Source organism: Candidatus Baltobacteraceae bacterium, from assembly GCA_035502855.1.
In the GTDB taxonomy this organism is placed as follows: Bacteria; Vulcanimicrobiota; Vulcanimicrobiia; order Vulcanimicrobiales; family Vulcanimicrobiaceae; genus Aquilonibacter.
The window spans coordinates 102,235-122,175 of the sequence record DATJTX010000016.1 but is presented as its reverse complement, the minus strand read 5'-3'; the positions used below and the strand labels follow the sequence as shown (position 1 = coordinate 122,175).

The window sequence follows — 19,941 nt, the reverse complement described above, 5'->3', positions numbered from 1 at the left end:
CAGCGAATATGTGGCAAACGTTGTTCCCCGATACCCTGCGCCATGCCGAGCTGGCCCTCAGCGCGCTCGTCCTCGCCTGCTCGATCGGCGCGCCTTTCGGCCTGCTCGCCGCCTCGCGCGGCTGGGCACGCTCGCCGATCCTCGCGGCTGCCGCGCTCGGACGCACGCTTCCGAGCATCGCGGTCCTCGCGCTGCTCGTTCCGCTGCTCGGCGTCGGCGCGCCGCCGGCGATCGCGGCGCTCACGCTTCTCGCGCTCCCGCCGATCGTGTTCAATGTCGATTTGGCCGTTCGCAGCGCTCCGGCTGCGGCGCTCGACGTTGCTACCGGCCTCGGGATGACCGCGCGCCAACGCTTCGTTCGCGTCGTTGTTCCGTTCGCACTTCCGACGGCGCTGGCCGGCGTGCGCACCGCGTCGATCGAAGTGATCGGCAGCGCCGCGCTCGCGACCTTCGTCGGCGCCGGCGGACTGGGCGACGACATCGTTCGCGGCTTGCAAACCGCCGACTCCGCGCTGTTGATCGCGGCATCGATCCTGGTCGCGGCGCTTGCCTTTCTCGCGGGCATTCGCTCGTGACGATCTCGCGCGCTCGCGCACTCGCGCTGCTCGCCTCGCTGCCGATCGCGACCGCATGCACCGCGCGCAACGCGATTGCGGTTGGATCGAAGAACTTCACCGAATCGATCGTGATCGCGGAGATTTACGCGCAGGCGCTCGAACGCGCCGGGCTGCCCGTCGAACGGCGGCTGAACCTCGGTTCGACCCAGATCGCGCTCGCGGCGATGGCGCGCGGCGATATCGATCTGTATCCCGAATATACGGGGACGGCGTTGATCGATGTGCTGCATCACGCGCCGATCCGTGACGCGCGCGCGAGTTACGATTACGTCAGAGACGAATTCAAACGTCGCTACGATCTCGTTTGGCTCACCCCCTCGCCGATGAACGATTCCCAAGGGCTCGCCACGACCGCCGCCATCGCTGCGCGCTATCATCTGCGTACGCTCTCGCAGCTTGCTCTGGCCGCGCCGCGCTTGCGCCTGGCGACGATTCCCGAATTCATCAGCCGGCCCGACGGACTCCCCGGCCTGCAGCGCGTCTACGGCGGCTTTCGTTTCAAGTCGGTTCATGTGTACGACATCGCGCTGAAGTACCAAGCGCTGCTCACCGGCAACGCCGACGTCGCCACCGCGTTTACGACCGACGGTGCGATCGTCGTCGATCGGCTCGTCGTTCTCGAAGACGACAAGCATCTCTGGCCGGCCTATAACGTCGCACCAGTCGTACGCGCCGCGACGCTCGCGCGCGAACCGCGCATCGCGCGCGTGCTGGACGAAATCTCCCCCCGGATCAACGACGAGCGCGCGCGCATGATGAACGCGGCCGTCGAAAGCCGGGATCGCGATCCAGCCGACGTGGCCGCCGACTTCTTGAAGGGGGCCGCATGAGCGGCGCGGCGATTCACCTCTCGGGCGTACGCGCAACCTACTCAAATAGCACGAGGCCTGCGATCGACGCAATCGACCTCGACGTACAGCCGGGCGAATTCATCGCGCTCGTTGGTCCGTCGGGATGTGGCAAGAGCACGTTGCTGCGCACGATCAACCGGCTGGTTCCGATCGAGGCCGGGCGCATCGAGTTTGACGGTACCGACATCGCCGGCCTCGATCCGGTGGCGATGCGCCGCACGATCGGCTATGCGATTCAGGCCGTCGGGCTCTTCGCGCACATGGATGTAGCGGCCAACGTCGGCGTCGTCCCTTCGCTGCTGGGCTGGGATCGCGCCGCCATCGACGCGCGCGTCGACGAAATGCTCGAGCTCGCGCGGTTGGATCCGCGCCAATATCGTCATCGCCGGCCACACGAACTCTCGGGCGGAGAAGCACAGCGCGTCGGCGTCGCTCGCGCGCTGGCGGCGCGCCCGCGCGCGCTCTTGATGGATGAGCCGTTCGGTGCGCTCGATGCGATCGTGCGCCGCGAACTCCAGCACGAATTGCACGACATCGTCCGAGGGGCAGGCACGACGACGCTGTTCGTAACCCACGACGTGAACGAGTCGCTGCTGCTGGCCGATCGCATTGCGGTGATGAACGCCGGCCGGATAGAACAGTGCGCGACGCCGCTGGAGGTCCTGGCCGACCCGGCAAACGAGCACGTGCGCGATCTCTTCGCCGATGACGCGGCGGTGGCCAAACTGCGCGAGCGAGCAAAGCACGGATGAGCTATCTCTTCGCGCATCCGCTGCACGTTGCAGCCCTCGGCGCCGCGCATCTCGCCTTGGTCGCGACGGCGCTTGCCGCAGCACTTGCGATCGCGCTTCCACTCGGGCTGGTCCTTGCCCGGCGGGAACACGCCTCGAACCTGGTTCTCGGCGTGCTCGGTGCGATCTACACGATCCCCAGCCTCGCGCTGCTCGCCGTGCTGGTCGAATTGATCGGCCTTGGTTCCGCACCGATTTTCGTCGCGCTGGTCGCCTACGCCCAGTTCGTGCTCGTGCGTAACGTCATCGCAGGCGTGCGCGGCGTCGATCCGGCGCAGCGTGACGCCGCGCTCGGCATGGGCATGTCGGCCGTTCAGCGCACCTGGCGCGTCATCGTTCCGCAGGCCCTGCCGGTCGTCGTCGGCGGCGTCCGCGTTGCCGCGGTTGCGATGGTGGCGCTCGCGACGCTCGGTGGTTATGTCGGGGCCGGCGGCCTCGGATCGCTGATCTTCATCGGCTTCACCATCCATCATACCGACGAAATCGTAGCCGGCAGCGTAGCCGCCTGTGCGTTGGCGATCGCGATCGACGGATCGCTGCGCCTGCTGGAACGGCTCGTTCGCGTGAACTAACCGCGCACTAAAAGGTAGAGAGCAAACCGCTGCGCGGAGTCGGTCCAGCGCTTGACCAGCGTGAAGCCGGCGCCCGACGCCAGCTCGGCGACGTCCGCATCGTCGAATTTGTAGGAGGACTCGGTATGAATGGACTCACCGCGCGCAAAGGCGACGTCGAGGTCGATCGCTTCGATCCGCACCCGTTGGTCACGATCAGAACGCAAGAAGGACTCGATGCATCCGCGCTCCTGGTTGTAACGCGCGACGTGCTCGAACGTATGTAAGTCGAACGCCCCGCCTAGTTCTCGATTGATCCGTCCGAGCAAATTCTTGTCGAATGCCGCGGTAACGCCGGTCGGATCGTCGTACGCGAGCTCCAACGTAGCTCGATCCTTCTTGCGGTCGAGGCCGAGCAGCAGACCGTCGCCCGGGCGTAGAGCGCGCGCAATCAGGGCGACGAGTTCGCGCGCCGTCTGGGGCTCGTAATTGCCGAGGTTGGATCCCATCAGCATTGCCAGGACGCGCCGCTCGAATCTGAGCGCCCCGGAGCGCAGTACGGTGAAGTAGTCGCCCGCATATGCCCGCACCGAGAGCGCCGCATACCGCTCCACCAACGCAAGCGACGCGTTGCGCAGCGCGTCGGCTGAAATATCGATCGGGCTGTAGTGCAGGTTGGGTTGAACGCGCAGCGCCTCTTCGATCAACAGCCGCGTTTTGTTCGCGCTGCCGCTGCCCAGTTCGAGAAAGTCGACCGGTTCATCGAGCACGCGCACGATCTCCCAACCCCATTCACGCAGGATCTCGGTTTCACTCGACGTCAGGTAATACTCGGGCGTATAGGTGACCGCATCGAAGAGCGCTGAGCCCAATTCGTCGTAGAAATACTTCGGCGAGAGGGCTTTGGACCGCGCGGAGAGTCCGCGGCGGACGTCGTCGGCAAAGTGATGGTCGGCGGCAGCGCCCGCAACTTCGACGATTTCAAGCCGATCCCGGGGGATGGTAACCCGCAACTGCATGCCCCCCTATACCCAGGGAAGGGGCGGTTTAGTTGCCTACTTGGGGCAGATTTCGTGGATGGCCCCTTCGGCAGCCGGATCTTGCGGCGTCCCGAGCGGCCGCATGTACATCGCCATATAGGTCTTGCCGTTCGCATTGGTGGCGAGAAAATCGATCTGCCGCTTTTCGGCGTTCGAACCCGGCGCCGGGGAGCCGAGCACGTCGCGCTCGCCGATCATCGATACGTACACGGCTTGCTGGCCGCCGCCGCAGATTCGGATCGTGGCCTTCTTCTGAATCTCCGCGTCGCGTACGTCGGAACTGGAGACGGCCTTGTCGAGATCGATCTCGGTCGGCATCGCCATCAGCATCAGCACGCCCTGGTTCGGACCCCGCCACATTTGCATGAACGGTCCGAGGGACATGACCGACGTATAACCGGCGGGCGCTTTGAAGGTCAAGGCTTCGCCGGCGCTTCCGCAGCTCGCAAGTACGGCGATTGCGGCCGCACCGGAAAAACAGCGATGCAGATTCATGCGCGTCCGCTTCAACGCTGTGCGACGAAATCCGCCCCGCGACGCTCGTAGCCGGCGATCCGCGCCCACCGTTCGTAGATCAACTCGATGTATTCGCGTGTCTCGGGATACGGCGGAACGCCGCGGTAATACGCGACCGCGCCCGGTCCCGCGTTATACGCCGCGAGGGCAATCGCATAGGGATTTGCATAGGCCGCGCGATACGCGGCGACATACGACGCCAACAGCGACGCGGCGCCCGGAATCGCGCGGTACGGATCGAACGGATCGACGCCATGATCGTCCGCCGTTCCGATCTCGAATTGTGCGATCCCGATCGCACCCGCGGAGGAAAGCGCTCGCGGATCGTATGCGCTCTCTTGCAGGATCGTTGCCGCCAGAAATTCGGGCGGCAACCCGGACGCGCGTGCGGCGCGGACCGTCGCGTCGGCAAGTGAGAGCGAACCAATCGCGGTGATCCGTGGGTTGGTGCGAAGAATCGCACGCGCGATTGCCAGCTCGGCTGAATCCAAGCGCCCGCCGTCTTCAATCAGACGAGCTCCGAACAGTGCGTCGACGTGCGAGGGCGCCGGCCAGCTTAACGTGGTGTTAAAGGCAAATTTCAGGTTGGGAATTGCCATCCGCTGCATCACCGTAGTACGGTCAAAGGTAGAAGCGTTGCAGCCGCACAACATGGCCGCAGCGGCTAGGACGAAGACCGTCTTCGGACGAAGGAAGCGGATACATGGCACTTGCACTTGCAATGTTGATCGTTCTCGTGGTGGGAGATTTCGCATCGACGTTCTTCTACCATGTCCCACAACATCTTTGGTTTACGTTGCATCTGCGCACGCATCACGATCGCCGGCGGTCGTACTGGGATCATGCGGTCCTCTCCACCAACGGTGAAGTGCTGCTCGACGGCTTTCTCGGCGCCGTCCCCTATCTGATCGTCGCGACCCTGGTCTGGCAACTCTCGATACCCGGGGCACTGCTCGGCCTGGTTCTCGGGCAGCTGCACGTGTGGTGGCGCCACACCACGGAGTTGGGCTGGAAGACGCCGGCGTGGCTACTGGCGGTGGCCCGGCCCATGCAGATCGTGCTCCCCGAGGACCACGACGGCCACCACCGAAACCCCGATATCGAGTTTGGCGACATTTTTCGCTTCTATGACGCACCAGCCCGGTATCTGCTGGCCAAACTTGCCCCCACTTCCCGCCGCGTGCGCAATGCCGCGCTCCGGCGATCGAAACGGGCTCCGGTGCGCGCATAGACGATAGCGGAGACTGAATGACCAAACGGGCGCTCTTCCTGATTTCGGACACGGGCGGCGGGCACCGAAGCGCATCGAACGCAATCACCGCAGCCTTGGACGAAATCACGGAGCCCGTTTCATTCGAGCACCGCATCGAAGACGTCGCCGCCCACTGCTCCTTCCCGCTCACCCAACTCGGTCTGGGCTACAGCATGGCGCTGCGCTACGCACCGCCGGTCTATGGCGCGCTGTACTATGCGACCAACGGGCGCCGTCGTTACCGGGCGTTGGTCCGCTTCTGTGAACCGCTCTACCGCGAACGCCTGCGCGACCTTTTCCTGAGCTATGGACCGGACGTGATCGTCTCGGTCCATCCGCTTCTCAATCACGCCGCGCTGCGCGCGCGAGCCGATGCGCAGCTGGAACACGTGCCGATCGTGACCGTCATCACCGATCTCGGGAAGGTCCACGAGTCGTGGCTCATGCCCGATGCCGACGCGGTCGTCGTGCCGGCGCGCGAAGTCTACGAACGCGCCCTCTCGCGCGGTATCTCGCCTAGCCGGCTGCGGCTCCTGGGTCAGCCGATCCATCCACGGTTCGACGACGTGGTCGGGACCAAACCGATGCTGCGCGCTCAGCTCGGCCTACCGGGCGATCGGCTCGTCGTCATGCTGATGGCAGGCGGCGAGGGCGGCGGCAAACTTCTTCCGACGACGCTGGCGCTCGCGAAAGCGCGCTTGCCGATCCATTTGCTGGTCGTGTGCGGCCGCAACGAAACGCTCCGCGTCCGGCTGGAAGAGATCGCCCGGCGGCTGCCGACGCCGATCTCGGTGCTCGGCTTCACCGACAAGATTCCCGAATATTTCCGCGCCGTCGATCTGTTGGTGACCAAAGCCGGGCCCGGGTCCATTGCCGAGGCCAACGCCGCCCAGCTTCCAATGGTCGTCTACGACTACGTGCCCGGACAGGAACGCGGCAACGTCGAGTTCGTCCGGCACAACGGCCTAGGCGCGATCGCCATCCACAGCGCCGCCGAGGTCGTGCGCTCGGTGCGCGCGATGATTCGCACGCCGCACCGGCTCGAGGAGATTCGACGCAATCAGGAGTTGGTCGCGCCAAAACACAGCTCGCGCCGCATTGCCGCATTGATCGCGCAGGTTGCGAACTCGGGAACGCTACCGGCCCAGGATGATATGCCGCCGCGCGGCCTCGCCGTGGCTGCTTCGCTTTAGTCGGGTACGCCTTAGGACTGCCCGGGTGTTGAGGCGAACCAGGGCGACGCGCCACGACCATTCGTAAGCGGGGAGGCCCGCGTCATGGGGCTGGCTGACAGAGTACCGACGACAACGGATGCGTACGCTATTTGGATGCGAACGCATTCCGCTGTGGCTGGGTCGACTGCTCGGATCAGAACGGGAACGTTATAGCGTACGGCCTGCTGTAGCGTATTACAACCCCCCGCAAAGCGGCAGTTCTCAGTGCAGGGCACTCGATCGCATTGCGCGCGTCGTGCGCCGACTGCCGCCCGACCGCACGGCGACCGGCGCACGCACGCACTCCGTTCGCACGCTCGATTCCGATGGCGTTGGAGGCGGTCGTCACGATAAGGGCAGTCGAGAAGAGACCTAGCGAGAGGTTCGCAGCCCGCGCTACAGAACGCTCCAGCACTGCCGAAGAGTGACGATGAGACTGCAGCGACGGATTGTTATGATCGTCACCCTGCTCGCATTCTGTGCGAGCGGGCGTACGAGTGCGGCCGATTCGGGAACGTTGAGGGTCGGAAGCGTTTGGCCCGAGGCGCGCCGTCCGGATCTACGGTTTGCTGCGCAAATTACGCAGGCGCAACTTCAGGGGAACGCGCCGCTTCCCGATGCGTTTCAAGTTGCAGTGCCGGCCGGCGTGAGCGTAGCGATCGTCGCGGGGGCGCAAACCGTGACGCTTTTCTCAGGATCGTACCGATTCCAAAAGATCGGGACGCATGAAAATGTCGCCTGCGTTGCCGCGTGTAAAGCGGCGCTGAACGATCCGCGCGGATTCTACACCGTGAGCGCGCACGGCGTCGATGCTGCCGCCGAGGACCCGGTCTACACGGTCGAAGCAGACGAGCATGGAGTCACCGTTTCCTGCAGCGCGGGCCGCGTGAACGCCACGAGCACGGCGACGGTCTTCATAAAAGATTCGGGCAGCGAAGTTCCCAACGTACGCGAGATCGACGTCATCGGGCCAAACGATGCAAAATACTACAGTTTCACCGAGGGGCAGTATATCAAGAGCTTCGGGACGCTCGTCGGTGCCGTGCAGTATTACAAGGATCGATTGGCAGAGGCGCAGCACAGCGGCGATCCCGACCGGATAGAAACCGCGCTGGACGCACTCTCCCGCGTCGAAGGTGATAGCGGCGATTACAAGAGCGAAGAAGAGCACGCGCGAGACGCTCTGAAATTGGCGCAGCAACGCTTTACTGGCGACAACGCCGACGTCGCGAATGAGTACTCCACGCTCGCCGCCGCTTTGAACAGCAACGACGAGGACGCGCAAGCGCTCTCGATGGCGCAAGCGTCGGTCGCGATGTGGAACCGGCTGGATCCGGCCGGCACGCAGAAAGGGCACGCATGGGCGCTCGGGTCGGAAGCCGACGTGTTCATGGACCTCGGCCGATTCGAACGAGCAATCGACGCGTACACGCAGGAACTCAAGATTTTTCGGGCCGCCGAGAATAAGCCCGGTCGAGGCGATGTCGTAGCGCTGGAACGCCTCGGAAATGCGTATTACAGCATCGATACGCAAAAGGAGCTTGGCTATGTTCTACAGGCGCTCTCCGTCGCGAAGAATCTCGGGGGTGCAAACGCCACCACGCCGACGGTCGCGCGCCTTCTTCAGCAAGTGTCGATCGCCTATGGGAACACGGACAATCCCGATTTGGCGCTATCGTACGCGCAGAGAGCGTACGACGCGTGGTTGCACTTGCTCGGAACGGAGAAGGCCGAGAAAGTCGTGGGGCAAGGCATTCGTCCGTTGATTCTCGCTTACATCGACAAACAAGATTACGTGAAAGCGCTTGCGCTGACGCAGCATGCGATCTCGATCCTCGACGTGCTGCCGAACGTCCCGGCCGAGGACGACTACGAGATGTATTGGGAACTCGGCGAGATCGATTCGCACTTGCACGACGACGATGCGGAGAAGCAAGCGTATCTCAAGGCGCTGAGCTATGCCAAGGAGCTCGAGGGCCACGGTAATCCCGCGGAAAACCGCGAGACGTACGCTGAATTGAGCGGTATCGCAAACGGGCTCCACGATGACGACGCGTCGATTCGCTATGCGCAGATGGAACTCGCGACCGCAAAGGAAATGTCCGACGCTCCCGACGAGCTGGTTTGGGCTTACGAAGACGTTGCGCGGACGCAGTGGAACCTTTCTTCCCGCGAGCCCTCGTATCTGGCGCAGGCCGAAGCCAATTATCAGTCTGCCGCGAATCTCGCGACGAGCGAGCACCTCGACGCGCGGACCGTTCTCGTGGCGGATGAGTCTTTGGGAAGGGAGGCGGCGGATGCTGCGGACTATCTCACCGCTGCCAAAGGCGAGGAGTTAGCCTATGGCGCCGCGACCGCCGCCGGCGGTGCGTGGCCCAACGACGTCTACGACGACGGCGTTCGGTACGTCGCACCGCGTATCTTCGCGGGCGGCATCCAGGCGCTCGATGCAAACGATCTCGATCGCGCGCGTTCGCTCTATTCACTCGCTCTCGATCTCGTCACGCTGGGCGGCCGCAACGCAAGCTCGCTCAATCATCTCGGGCCGCTCGACACGGGGACGGTCGAGCTCGCCTTCCGGGATCTGGCCGATGCGGACGTCAAAGCGCATCAACCTCAGCGGGTCGCGACGGATCTCGCAAGAATCGACGCGCTCCTGCCCGAGGCGGTCGAGCTGCAACTCGCGCTTGGCGAAGGTGCGCTCTATTCGGGCGATGCGGATTCGGCCGCTAGCGTGTTTTTACGTTACCACGACCGGCCGATTCAGGTCTCCGCGACGCCCGTCATCTTCGACGACGCGGGAGATGTGCTGATCAAGGCGATCGACGCGTACCGGACCGGCGGCGTCGACGTCGCGCAGTCGAGCGAGATCGAGGCTATGCTGAAAGGGAACGGCGCTGCGCGCGACCGGCTCGCGAGCGCGTTCCGGTCGGATTCTCCAAGCGCCAAGACTGAATTCGTCGATGATGCCGAGGCGCTCGCGGATGAGGACATTTTGAACGGTGCGCCGGCCGACGCCGTCCGGATCGCGCAGGCCGGTCTGCAGGTCGACGCGACGAACCCGCTACTCTTGCTGCGGCTCGCACATGCGTATCTGTACTCGAACGACCTTGCTTCGGCAAAGCCGCTCTACCTGCGGATCCGCGATGCGAGGTACGGCGATTCCGGCGAAACCTTTGCGGCGATCGCGCTCGCGGATTTTACACGCTACCGGCAGCACGGCGTCGATTCGCCGAACGTGCCTGCCATCCAGTCACTCCTGAGCGGCACCGGAGCGCCGCTCTGGCACTAGCAACGTGAGAGGAGACCGGTTCATGGGCATCGCGGGGAAGCAGAGACATTGCCTTACGATTGTCGCTTGCGTGGGCATGTTCGTGCTCGGGGTCGAAAACGCGAGCGCGAACGTCAGCTTGAAAAACGGAAATTTTTTCATCGCGTACACGGACACCGACGATTATGCGGTCGGATCCCTCGACACGCAGGTCGAGCGCGTGTACAACAGCAAGACCGACTTCACCGGTATGTTCGGCGAGGGCTGGGGCGCCGACTTCGAAGTGAACTTGCGCGTGCAAGCCGATGGGTCGCTCGTCGTCCATGAGTACGGCGGCGGCGCGGACAATCATTTCGCGCCGCGGGACGTTCCTTTGAGAACCCAGGACACGATCGTCGCCGAGGTGATGGACGCGGCGACCAAGAGCGGTGCTTTCTCGAGTGACGATGCGAAGCGCAAGTACGAGTCTTCGTTGCAGGGAGACTATCTCGAGAAGCAATGGGAGTACTATCGCGAGCGGAATCTCATCGCGCCGCTGGTTCTACCAGTCGGCGAGCGATTCTTCAGCGGCCGGTTTTCAACACAGATCGTCACACGCACCGCCGATGGCTACCGCCGCGATACGCCAGACGGAAAAACGCAGCTCTTCGATCCTTCCGGGCACCTGGTGCGAGCCGAGGATTCGAACGGTAATTCCGTTTCGTATACCTACGATGCGAATGGGCATCTCACGGAGATCGACAACAGCAAGGGAGATCGCTTGATCTTCCACGTGGACGCGAACGGCTTTGTGGCGTCGGTAACCGAAGCGTCCGGCAAAACGGCGCAATACAGCTATAGCGGCAAGGATCTCGTTCACGCCGTCGACGTAGACGGCCACGTGTACGACTACACGTACGACGGACGGCACAATCTCGTTGCCGTCAAGGTTTCGGGGACGCCGGGAGGGGGCACGAGTTATGCCATCGCCTACTACCCGTACGACCAGCTCGAGAACGTCAAGAGCGTCAAGACGAGTGACGGCGTTTTGAGCCAATATAAGTACTTTCAAACGGTGCGCGGCGGAAACAGCGTGCAGACCGCGGTCGTTACGACGACCGGGCAAGACGGCGCCAAATCGCAGCAGCTGGATCGGTACACGTATCTTGGCACGACCGAACCACTCCAGCTCCACGAGCTCTACGAAAACACCGACGGCGATTGGAAGGACACGATCTACGACGCTGCGGGGTATCCGCTAAAGATTACGACGGCAGATGGTTGGTCGGCCTTTGCCTACGACTCGCTGGAACGCGTCGTCATGAAGCAGACCCCGTACGAGAAGGTTGCATTGCAATACGATCCCGAGACGGGTAAGCCAAGCTACGTCGCCGACACGATTGGAAAGAAGACGACGTGGTCTAAATTCACGTACGACTCCAAGGGCAACGTCACGCATGCGCTCGACAGCGATGGTCACGACCTGGCGCTTACCTACGACGACAAGGGGCAGATCGCTTCGATTACGAGTGGAGCGCACGTAATGACGTTCGCGTACGACGCGGACGGCCATCCAACGGTCATCGCCGTCACCGGACTCGGAAGCATCAACGTGACCTATAAAGCCAACGGCGATATCAAAGACGTATCCAGCAGCGCCGGCCCGAAGGTTGCCGCGCAAGTCACGACGATGTTCCAAGAGCTGCTCAACGTCGTGAATCGCGCGAACGTGACCTTCGATAACTAGGCACTCCGGTTGTCGATGAAGCGAGCGATCAACCGCTGGCGGCTCATTCCGCGATGGATACGCCAGACGGTGGTGCTGTGCCTCATTTATGCGGTGCTGATGATCGCTGCCTATTGGTGGTTCCCCTGGCACGGATTGGATATGCAGCTCGCCGCGCGTTACAGCGTGCTGCAATCGCGACTCAGCCCGCAGATCACGCTCGTCGATCTGGGAAGCTATATCGCAGGAAACCGCCCGGCAAATCAGCGCAGCCTCGCCATGCTCCTCACGCGCCTCGACGGTCTGCACCCGAACGAGCGGCGTCTGATTCTCGACCTGCACTTCCTGCCGTGCGAGCCGTGCGAAGGGCAGGCACTGCAAGCTCGCACGGGACTTGTCAACGCGCTCTCGCGGCTCAGAAAGGACGGTTGGCAGCTTTATGCAGTCGAGCTGTTGCAAACCGACGACCTGACCGGTGCTCCTACGGGGCGGGAAGCGGACGACGGACCGATCTACGCGACGCTTTCCGGCGCGGCTCATACGCGCTTCGGCGCGCACGATTCGGGTGTCGTCTTCTATCGGCACTGCTACTCGGGCGCGGAATTTCCGCCATCGAGCGATGCGGCGTCTTGGGACGTCTGGTCGATGATGGACGTGCTGCGGCAAGGCCATGATACGAGCACCCCGTGCGATACGGGCAATCTCTTTGTTTCGATCGGTGACTGGTCGAAGGACGATTATGCCAAACCGAACGGCCCGGCGAACGCGCAATTCTATACGGTCCATGACTCCGATCGCGCCCTGCCGGCCGGTCTGCGCGAGAATCCCGGTGCGTACATCATCGTCGGGACGTTCGAAAACGACCTTCCGTTTCAACATCTGAATACGGCGGCGACAGCGAATGTGATCGAATCGCTGAATCAGCTGCATGGACCGGGCTTTGTCGATGTTCCAGGACCTATGCTTTTGGCTTGGGCGCTAAGCGATATGATTGGTGGCGCCGGATACCAGGTGAAACCACTCGAGAGCGGGCTTCTCGTCTTCGTCGTGCTCTGCTCGCTCGTGACCGCGTTCGCCACCGCGGCGTTCTTTCTGCTGCTGCGCCGTTTCCGTCTGCGGGGAGCGCGCTATCTGCTGCCTGCGATAAGTGCAACGCTTGGACTGATGGTGACGGCGCTTGCATTGTTCGTCGCGGGGAAGATCTCGATCGACGTCTTGAGCCCGCCGGCGGTCTATCCGCAAGTCTCGCTCGCGTATGCGGGGATTCTTCTGAGTGCCGTACTTTCGGGAGTCCGGGCGAGTCAAGTTCCGACGTGGGAAGACGACCCGCGAGCCAAACGCGATTGGGATGTTTTCCTGAGCTATGCACACGCCGACATCGACTGGGTTTACAGCCACATCAAGGTCCCGCTCGACAAGGTGACGCTGCCGAACCGGAAACTCAACGTCTTCTTCGATAAAGACTGGGACAGTCTCGAGTCGGGAATCGATTGGCTCCCGCAACTCACGCGCGACGTCATGAACAGCCGTTTTGTCATAGCGATATACTCCGACAGCTATTTCAAGCAGGGGGAGAAAGGGTATTGCTATCACGAGTTGACGTGCGCGTACAAACGTTGGATAGAGACCGGCGATCCATCGTTTCTGCGCCCCATCATGATCGGGGCGCCCAACATTCCGCAGGAATTCCAGCGTGTCAACGCAGTCGGCCCCGATAAATTAGATGACATCATCGCCGATATCGTCCGGCGCCTCACGCGCGCGGATGAGGAGGTTAGCGTATGATCCTTGCGGTCGTGCTGTCGGCGTCGCTGCGTGCCGGGAGCGCCGGCAACCTCTCGACCGCGTGCTGCGGAACGATGACGAACGTGCAGATCGTCGCGGCAACGCCGCTGGCCGTCACGTTACTCGACAACGGCACGAATGAGGCGGATTGCGACTGGCCGGAGATCGTGCCGGTCGCGCAGATTCGCTCTTTTCTAGCAACCGAGCGCGGGCGCTGGACGATTTCCGAGCAAAGCGCTTGGCTGCGGCGCTTCGGACTCGACCCTCCCGCAATCTCGAGCTGGGATTCGTTTTTCGTATCGCGTACCGGCGCGCTCGATGTTTTCGACACCTCCGGCAAAACGTGGTGCGGCGCGTGCAGCGTGCGGCGCGTCGTTACGAGCGGCGTCTATATGTCCGAAGAAACGCCGGGCGGTCGAAAAAACCAGAGATATATTCCCTTCGCGCGCATAGGACGCGTTCAAATCGAAAACGCTTGCTGAAAGGTGTATGCTGAGACCATGTTTTTCATCATCTGGCGCGGCTGGGGATTTCTCGCGGTTCTCATCCCGCTCGTCCTCGTCTTCGTGTGCGCCGTGATCGGTGCCATGATTTCGCCGATAGCAAGCGCCGTTGGCGTTGCCGTCGGCGGCGCGATCGGTGCATACCTGGTGTGGATACTGGGCGTCAGGTGGAATTCAGAGCCGGGACGTGTGCTCGTCGATCCCAGCGACGGCTCGCAGGTCGTACTTCGCCGGACGCATTCGCTCTTCTGGATTCCAATGCAGTGGTGGGGGCCGGTCATGGGCGTGCTCGCGCTGCTTCTCGCGCTCTCGATGGCGTTTGCAGGGAATCCGGGGGCGCACGGGTCGACGACCTAACGTGATCGCCGCTCCGAGAGCTATGGACCGGACGTGATCGTCTCGGTCCATCCGCTTCTCAATCACGCCGCGCTGCGCGCGCGAGCCGATGCGCAGCTGGAACACGTGCCGATCGTGACCGTCATCACGGATCTCGGGAAGGTCCACGAGTCCTGGCTCATGCCCGATGCCGACGCGGTCGTCGTGCCGGCGCGCGAAGTCTACGAACGCGCCCTCTCGCGCGGTATCTCGCCTAACCGGCTGCGGCTCCTGGGTCAGCCGATCCATCCACAGCCGGGCCCGGGTCCATTGCCGAGGCCAACGCCGCCCAGCTTCCAATGGTCGTCTACGACTACGTGCCCGGACAGGAGCGCGGCAACGTCGAGTTCGTCCGGCACAACGGCCTGGGCGCGATCGCCATCCATAGCGCCGCCGAGGTCGTGCGCGCGGTGCGCGCGATGATTCGCACGCCGCACCGGCTCGACGAGATTCGACGCAATCAGGAATTGGTCGCGCCAAAACACAGCTCGCGCCGCATTGCCGCGTTGATCGCGCAGGTTGCGAACACGGGAACGCTTCCGGCGCAGGATGATATGCCGCCGCGGGGCCTCGCCGTGGCTGCTTCGCTGTAAAGGATTCAGCGGGCGCTCCGTCGCTAGTCGACGTGAGGAGGACTAACGATGAAGCGACGCTCTTTTTTGTTTATAGCTCTAGCGACCATGATGCTCACCTCCCTGACCGTTACGCAAACCGTGTCGGCAAAGCCCGGCGACCGGATGAAGTACGTGGTCTACAGCAAAATCAACACGAAGACATGGGTAACGTGGTACAAAACGGAAACGTTCGGCATTCGCAAGATGATCGCGGGCGGCTGGATGGAGCCCGGCAAGTCGTTCACCCAAGAGTTGATCGAAGGCAATACGTATTACGTTCGCGGTGACGTCATGAACGATCAAGGCAAGAAGATTTATGACACGACCGCGAAGGTCGAGATCGGACCCGGATATCCAACGAGCAAGACGCTGATGAAAGGTAGCGACAACTACTACTGGCAGTAAGCGCCGGTTCTCATCGCGTCACGAGACACAGAAAAAGGGCCGGCATTTCTGCCGGCCCTTTTAACGCGCGAACCTCGGGAATTTTCGTTCTGGTTAGGCGCCGGGAGGCGACGTGATCAAGAGCGACCATGAGCCTCCCGGCGACGACACCAGGGCGAACATTACAACGCGTTCGCCAGGGCCCAGCCCTTTGGTGCGCCGATCCCCGCGGCTTGGTTGTACTCGGTGGCGCTGCACGAGTACGCGATATTGTCGCCGGAGGTGCAGGGCGTGTAGTAGTCGCTGTAGCCGGTCGATGAGAACAGGCTGTACAGCGTCGAGTTGAGCCATCCGAGCTTACTCGCGTGGAGTTCGTCGGCTTCGATGAACAATGCCACCGATGCCGGTGAAGACCACGACGTACCGAGGTATTCGCCCCACGCGCCGCCCGTGTAGACGGCAACGTAGTCGAACGGCAACGAGATGTCGGGTTGATTGCGGCCCGAGGTGATCATACCCGCGATGCCGCTCTGCCAGCTCGGCAGCGCGACGACCGTCGAGACGCCGCCGCCGCCGTAGCACGTGTCGTCGACACCGCCCGAGCAGGACGCATCGCCCGCCGTGACGGTTTCGAGTGCGCCGGTGCTGCTGTTCTCGGTGAAGTTGATGCCGCCGACCGACGTGAAGTACGGATCACCGGCCGGTGAACTCACGCCCTTCTCGTTGTCGTCGGAACCGCATTCGTCCGAGCCGGTGTCGCCGGCCGAGGCCGAGAACTCGACGCCTTCGGCAGCGCCTTGTTCCGCGATCGAGTTGGTGGCGGATTCGAACGACGTATCGCTCGATTCGCAGCCGCCGAACGAGGAGTTCACCGCGCTCGCCTTACCATCGCTGAGCACCTGATTGTAGGCGTCTTCGATGTTTTGATCCGAGAGCGAGCCTTCGTCGTACACGATGATGTTCGCGCCCGGCGCAAGACCGGAGATCGTCTGCACGTCGAGATCCGTTTCCGGATCGTCGCCGCTGCCGCCGCCGTCGACGGCTTCATTGGTGATGGTGCCGGTTTGCGTTACGCCGGCCGCGCTGAGATAGGTCGCGACGTAGCTGGTGTCGACCGGGTCGTCGATCACGATCGCGGCCGTGTACCCCGCACCGTTGCACCCGTGCTGAACCGGGAAGTCGAACGGCTTGGCAAGTCCGGTAGCCAGCGTGCCATCCGAGTTCGTGAGCGGTCCGCTATCGGCGGCCGCGCCGTTACACCCGCTGCTCGGCGAACTCGTCGGTGCGGTGGTCGGCGTTGCCGTCGGGGCCGCGGTCGGGGTTGCGGTTGGCCCGCTCGTCGGCGTTGCCGTCGGCTTCGCGGTTGGGCTGGCCGTCGGCGAGGGAGACGGCGTTGGGGTGCTCGTCCCGCCGCTGAGCGCCAGCGCGGTCGAGTCGATGAAGAAGCTCGTTTCACGGCTTCCCGTCTGATTCGACGTCCAGAGAATCTTGGCGCTGGAACCGGCGAACGACGAGAGGTTGACGGTCTCCTCCACGTAGCCGTCGGTGGTCGTCTTATTCGAGAACGACTGCTCGGTCGTACCGTTCACCGTGAGCGCCATCGTGTCGATCGCACCGGCGCTTTTGCGCTCCGACGTCGAGACGTAGAGGTAATAGGTCAGCGTCGCAGTGCAGCCCGACGGAATCGAGACGGTCTGCGAGAGCGTGTCGGTCTCGGCCTCGTCGTAGCCGTCCAGCCAGGCGAACCAATCGCCTTGGTACGCGTACGAGGGATCGTCGGTAATCACGTCGGCCGTCGAGGTCCAGTCGACGTCACCCGATTCGAAGCCCGGGTTGAGCAGGAGTTGACCGGTGCAGCCGGTGGCCAACGTGCGCATCGTCGCCGGCGCTTCCTGACCAGCCGGCGTGCCGCCCATGGGCTTTAGTCCCGGTGCGCTCGGGGATTGGTTGATCGCTCCGCCGTCTTGCGCGACTTTCGTTTCCGCGATTACGACGTCGCTCAGCGACGCCGTGTTGACGTACTGCGCGATCGACGAGGGAACGGTTGCGGCGGTCAGGTTCGCAAAGCGCTGCCCGTATTTGCCTTGTGAAACCGTGTGCATCTGGGTCGAGAAGAATTTCTCGACGACCGAGCTAGGCGCGCTCGCGTCGACCATCGTACGATTCGCATACGTGTGCGTAATCGTGAAGCCGGCGTTTTGCAGTGCGGTTATAACCGCTTGTTCCTGCTGAACCGTCGGCGCGAATTCGCTGTTGAACTCGGCCGGCGTAAGGAACTGATGCGATCCGTGCGGTCCGCTCGCGCTTGCGACGAATTGATCGAGCGCGCTTTGGTTGTTGTATCGCAGCAGAATCGCAACGCTGACGGGGGCGGTGGCCGCACGCCGACCGAGATCGGTGTACGCAAGTGATCCATACGTCTTCGGAATCGAAATCATCGGCGCCGAAGCGGACGCTTGACCGACGGACTGAGTACCGAGAGTAGAGCCGGCAGGGCCGGTTCCCGGAAGCGATGAGTGTCCGCCGCAAGCGGAAACCGACATCGCCAGGACCAGAGACCCCGCCAGAATCCTGTACGATTTTCGCATAAGACTCCTAGCAGTAGCAGCAACATGCAGTGCGCACAGCGGCACGCATTGCATTAATCTACTGTAAAGACGGTCAAAGCGACAGAACGGCGTTTCTCATATGTGCAGTTCGCATATATGGAGGCACCGCTGCCGAGCGGCCCGTGCTATCGTGGTTCGACGAGCCTGCGCGAAATGGCGAGCAGCAGCCGGCGCGGAGTGATTTTCGGCGATAATCCGACGAGTTTATTGAAGAGGCCCGGAACGATGAGATCCTTGCCGTTCATCATCCCGGTATATCCCGCCCGCGCGACGGATGGTGCGTCGGCGACCGGAAGACGGAAGAGGCCGGAGGCTTCGACATGCGCGCGGCGAGCGAATCCGGTCGCGGTGGCACCGGGGCAGAGGCAGCTCACCGTGACCCCGCTGCCGCGCAGCTCTTCGGCGAGCGCTTGTGAAAACGAGAGCACGTAGGCCTTCGTAGCGTAGTAGACCGCCATGAACGGACCGGGCAGAAAGGCCGCAGTCGAGGCGACGTTCATGATGCGGCCGCTTCCGCGCTCCCGCATGCCCGGCAGGTAGCGGCGCGTCAGTTCGGTGAGCGCGACGACGTTCAGGAGCAGCTCCTCGCGGATGCGTTCGAGCGGCAACGTATCGAACGCGCCGTTGCTCCCAAAGCCCGCGTTGTTGATCAAGATATCGCAGGAAGGAACGCGCGCGAACACCCGCGCGGCGGAATCGAGCGTAGCGAGATCCTCGGCCAGCGTCTCCACCGCAACGCCGCAGCGGGTGCGCAAATCCGCGGCCTCGGCCTCGAGCGCATCGCGCGAGCGCGCGACCAGGACGAGATCGATCCCGTCTGCGGCCAGCAATCTCGCGAACTCGAGGCCGAGTCCACCCGATGCGCCGGTGACGATCGCTCGGGGCGCGGTTGCAATCATGACCCGAGCGTCGTGAGCCCGCCGCGGAACGCCATCGTAGCCGCCCCGACTTGGCCCGCGTCATTTCCAAGCTGGGCGACGACGATGCGCGTCGTTCCGCGCGGAACCATCGTCGTGAGCTCGTCGACACGCCCGCGCACCGCATCGAGCATGAAGTCGGACGCGCTCGAAACGCCGCCGCCGAGTGCGATCACTTCGGGATTGACGAAAGCGATGACGTTGGCCAGTCCGATCGCAAGATCGGCCGTGAAATTCTTCCAGGCGGCGAGCGCATGTTGATCGCCGGCCTGCGCGAGCTTGCGAATCTTCTTCGACCCGAGTTTGTCGCGATCCATATCGAGCAGCGTACTGCGCGGGAACGAGGGCGCGACCGCAAAGGCATGGCGGATCAATCCGGTGCCCGAGGCTTGTGCCTCAAAGCATCCGATCTTGCCGCACGAGCAGACGAAGCCGTCGGTCGGCCGGATCTGATGATGCCCGATTTCGCCGGCCCCGAATCGGTTCCCCAAGATCAAATCGCCGTCGGCAACGATGCCGCCGCCGATCCCGGTCCCCAGGGTGAGGAGCACGAAGTTGCGCGTCCCGCGACCCATACCATAGGTGTACTCGCCCAGCGTGGCGCAGCGCGCGTCGTTGCCGACGAAGACCGGCATGTCGAAGTGGGAACGCAACGTCTCTCCCAGCGGGATGTTCGTCCACTTGAAATTCGGGCTGTATAGGATCGCGCCGGAGCGCGCCTCGACGTTGCCGGGCGACCCGATGCCGATACCGACGACCTCCTTGGCATCGGGATCGCGCAGCGCTTGTTCGATCGTCGAGAAGAGCACCTCGCTGACCACTTTGAACGAGAGGTCCTCGAGATCGACCTCGTGCTGGCGATGGATCGTGCCGTCTTCACTGACGACGGAGGCCGTGACGTGTGACCCGCCGAGGTCGACGCCGATTGCGGTGCGCAAGAAATCAT

Annotated in this window: 19 protein-coding genes; 13 read left to right on the top strand and 6 right to left on the bottom strand. The window is 63.1% G+C overall.

Features of this window, described 5'->3' with window-relative positions; genetic code table 11:
• Positions 1-8 precede the first annotated feature (8 nt).
• Genes VMF11_03800 through VMF11_03785 form a run of 4 tightly spaced genes read left to right on the top strand, consistent with a single transcriptional unit; the run spans position 9 to position 2,831 of the window.
• Complete coding sequence (locus tag VMF11_03800) at positions 9-575, top strand: ABC transporter permease subunit (protein ID HTU69423.1); 567 nt, start codon at positions 9-11, stop codon at positions 573-575.
• Positions 572-1,447 (top strand): glycine betaine ABC transporter substrate-binding protein, encoded by an 876-nt coding sequence (locus VMF11_03795; GenBank protein HTU69422.1) that lies wholly within the window; start codon positions 572-574, stop codon positions 1,445-1,447. The genes VMF11_03800 and VMF11_03795 overlap by 4 nt, the downstream gene beginning before the upstream one ends.
• Positions 1,444-2,220, top strand: coding sequence for an ABC transporter ATP-binding protein (locus tag VMF11_03790; GenBank protein HTU69421.1), 777 nt, complete (start codon positions 1,444-1,446; stop codon positions 2,218-2,220). Before VMF11_03795 ends, VMF11_03790 begins: the two co-directional genes overlap by 4 nt.
• Positions 2,217-2,831 carry an ABC transporter permease subunit gene (locus tag VMF11_03785; protein HTU69420.1) on the top strand — a complete coding sequence of 205 codons (615 nt, stop codon included), beginning with the start codon at positions 2,217-2,219 and terminating at the stop codon, positions 2,829-2,831. Before VMF11_03790 ends, VMF11_03785 begins: the two co-directional genes overlap by 4 nt.
• Here the strand turns inward: VMF11_03785 and egtD are convergent.
• From egtD to VMF11_03770, 3 genes are read right to left on the bottom strand one after another with little or no spacing between them, the layout of a single operon-like run.
• Positions 2,828-3,829, bottom strand: a complete 1,002-nt coding sequence (gene egtD, locus VMF11_03780) for an L-histidine N(alpha)-methyltransferase (protein ID HTU69419.1) — start codon at positions 3,827-3,829, stop codon at positions 2,828-2,830. The genes VMF11_03785 and egtD overlap by 4 nt on opposite strands.
• Positions 3,830-3,865: 36 nt before the next feature.
• Positions 3,866-4,345, bottom strand: coding sequence for a hypothetical protein (locus VMF11_03775; GenBank protein HTU69418.1), 480 nt, complete (start codon positions 4,343-4,345; stop codon positions 3,866-3,868).
• A gap of 11 nt (positions 4,346-4,356) precedes the next feature.
• A complete protein-coding gene (locus VMF11_03770) occupies positions 4,357-4,857 on the bottom strand; it encodes a lytic transglycosylase domain-containing protein (protein ID HTU69417.1) in 501 nt (166 codons plus the stop codon).
• A 212-nt stretch (positions 4,858-5,069) separates the two neighbouring features.
• Here VMF11_03770 and VMF11_03765 point away from each other — a divergent pair, with 212 nt between their 5' ends.
• From VMF11_03765 to VMF11_03725, 9 genes are all read left to right on the top strand, one after another.
• Positions 5,070-5,597: a hypothetical protein gene (locus VMF11_03765; GenBank protein HTU69416.1), complete on the top strand. Its 528-nt coding sequence runs from the start codon at positions 5,070-5,072 to the stop codon at positions 5,595-5,597.
• 17 nt (positions 5,598-5,614) lie between these two features.
• Positions 5,615-6,811 carry a glycosyltransferase gene (locus tag VMF11_03760; protein ID HTU69415.1) on the top strand — a complete coding sequence of 399 codons (1,197 nt, stop codon included), beginning with the start codon at positions 5,615-5,617 and terminating at the stop codon, positions 6,809-6,811.
• Positions 6,812-7,286: 475 nt separating this feature from the next.
• Positions 7,287-10,124, top strand: a complete 2,838-nt coding sequence (locus VMF11_03755) for a tetratricopeptide repeat protein (protein HTU69414.1) — start codon at positions 7,287-7,289, stop codon at positions 10,122-10,124.
• Positions 10,125-10,200: 76 nt separating this feature from the next.
• Positions 10,201-11,829, top strand: coding sequence for a DUF6531 domain-containing protein (locus tag VMF11_03750; protein ID HTU69413.1), 1,629 nt, complete (start codon positions 10,201-10,203; stop codon positions 11,827-11,829).
• 15 nt (positions 11,830-11,844) lie between these two features.
• Complete coding sequence (locus VMF11_03745; protein ID HTU69412.1) at positions 11,845-13,593, top strand: toll/interleukin-1 receptor domain-containing protein; 1,749 nt, start codon at positions 11,845-11,847, stop codon at positions 13,591-13,593.
• On the top strand, positions 13,590-14,075 hold the full coding sequence (locus VMF11_03740; protein HTU69411.1) for a hypothetical protein: 486 nt from the start codon (positions 13,590-13,592) through the stop codon (positions 14,073-14,075). Before VMF11_03745 ends, VMF11_03740 begins: the two co-directional genes overlap by 4 nt.
• An 18-nt stretch (positions 14,076-14,093) precedes the next feature.
• Positions 14,094-14,453 (top strand): hypothetical protein, encoded by a 360-nt coding sequence (locus VMF11_03735; GenBank protein ID HTU69410.1) that lies wholly within the window; start codon positions 14,094-14,096, stop codon positions 14,451-14,453.
• A 317-nt stretch (positions 14,454-14,770) separates the two neighbouring features.
• Positions 14,771-15,064: a hypothetical protein gene (locus tag VMF11_03730; GenBank protein ID HTU69409.1), complete on the top strand. Its 294-nt coding sequence runs from the start codon at positions 14,771-14,773 to the stop codon at positions 15,062-15,064.
• Between the two features lie 87 nt (positions 15,065-15,151).
• On the top strand, positions 15,152-15,490 hold the full coding sequence (locus VMF11_03725) for a hypothetical protein (protein ID HTU69408.1): 339 nt from the start codon (positions 15,152-15,154) through the stop codon (positions 15,488-15,490).
• Positions 15,491-15,651: 161 nt separating this feature from the next.
• Here VMF11_03725 and VMF11_03720 read toward each other — a convergent pair whose 3' ends face one another.
• From VMF11_03720 to VMF11_03710, 3 genes are all read right to left on the bottom strand, one after another.
• Complete coding sequence (locus tag VMF11_03720; protein ID HTU69407.1) at positions 15,652-17,907, bottom strand: protease pro-enzyme activation domain-containing protein; 2,256 nt, start codon at positions 17,905-17,907, stop codon at positions 15,652-15,654.
• A 296-nt stretch (positions 17,908-18,203) separates the two neighbouring features.
• The gene (locus tag VMF11_03715) at positions 18,204-18,977 is read right to left on the bottom strand and encodes an SDR family oxidoreductase (GenBank protein HTU69406.1); all 774 of its coding nucleotides are present in this window, start codon (positions 18,975-18,977) and stop codon (positions 18,204-18,206) included.
• On the bottom strand, positions 18,974-19,933 hold the full coding sequence (locus VMF11_03710) for an ROK family protein (GenBank protein ID HTU69405.1): 960 nt from the start codon (positions 19,931-19,933) through the stop codon (positions 18,974-18,976). Before VMF11_03710 ends, VMF11_03715 begins: the two co-directional genes overlap by 4 nt.
• Positions 19,934-19,941: the final 8 nt, after the last annotated feature.

Bases quoted from the DNA above. Each gene is read 5' to 3' on its own strand.
- VMF11_03715 (HTU69406.1), bottom strand. From the start codon at position 18,977: ATGATTGCAACCGCGCCCCGAGCGATCGTCACCGGCGCATCGGGTGGA.
- VMF11_03735 (HTU69410.1), top strand. From the start codon at position 14,094: ATGTTTTTCATCATCTGGCGCGGCTGGGGATTTCTCGCGGTTCTCATC.
- VMF11_03790 (HTU69421.1), top strand. From the start codon at position 1,444: ATGAGCGGCGCGGCGATTCACCTCTCGGGCGTACGCGCAACCTACTCA.
- VMF11_03785 (HTU69420.1), top strand. From the start codon at position 2,217: ATGAGCTATCTCTTCGCGCATCCGCTGCACGTTGCAGCCCTCGGCGCC.
- VMF11_03740 (HTU69411.1), top strand. From the start codon at position 13,590: ATGATCCTTGCGGTCGTGCTGTCGGCGTCGCTGCGTGCCGGGAGCGCC.
- VMF11_03730 (HTU69409.1), top strand. From the start codon at position 14,771: ATGGTCGTCTACGACTACGTGCCCGGACAGGAGCGCGGCAACGTCGAG.
- egtD (HTU69419.1), bottom strand. From the start codon at position 3,829: ATGCAGTTGCGGGTTACCATCCCCCGGGATCGGCTTGAAATCGTCGAA.
- VMF11_03755 (HTU69414.1), top strand. From the start codon at position 7,287: ATGATCGTCACCCTGCTCGCATTCTGTGCGAGCGGGCGTACGAGTGCG.
- VMF11_03750 (HTU69413.1), top strand. From the start codon at position 10,201: ATGTTCGTGCTCGGGGTCGAAAACGCGAGCGCGAACGTCAGCTTGAAA.
- VMF11_03725 (HTU69408.1), top strand. From the start codon at position 15,152: ATGATGCTCACCTCCCTGACCGTTACGCAAACCGTGTCGGCAAAGCCC.
- VMF11_03720 (HTU69407.1), bottom strand. From the start codon at position 17,907: ATGATTTCGATTCCGAAGACGTATGGATCACTTGCGTACACCGATCTC.
- VMF11_03765 (HTU69416.1), top strand. From the start codon at position 5,070: ATGGCACTTGCACTTGCAATGTTGATCGTTCTCGTGGTGGGAGATTTC.
- VMF11_03775 (HTU69418.1), bottom strand. From the start codon at position 4,345: ATGAATCTGCATCGCTGTTTTTCCGGTGCGGCCGCAATCGCCGTACTT.
- VMF11_03745 (HTU69412.1), top strand. From the start codon at position 11,845: ATGAAGCGAGCGATCAACCGCTGGCGGCTCATTCCGCGATGGATACGC.
- VMF11_03760 (HTU69415.1), top strand. From the start codon at position 5,615: ATGACCAAACGGGCGCTCTTCCTGATTTCGGACACGGGCGGCGGGCAC.
- VMF11_03800 (HTU69423.1), top strand. From the start codon at position 9: ATGTGGCAAACGTTGTTCCCCGATACCCTGCGCCATGCCGAGCTGGCC.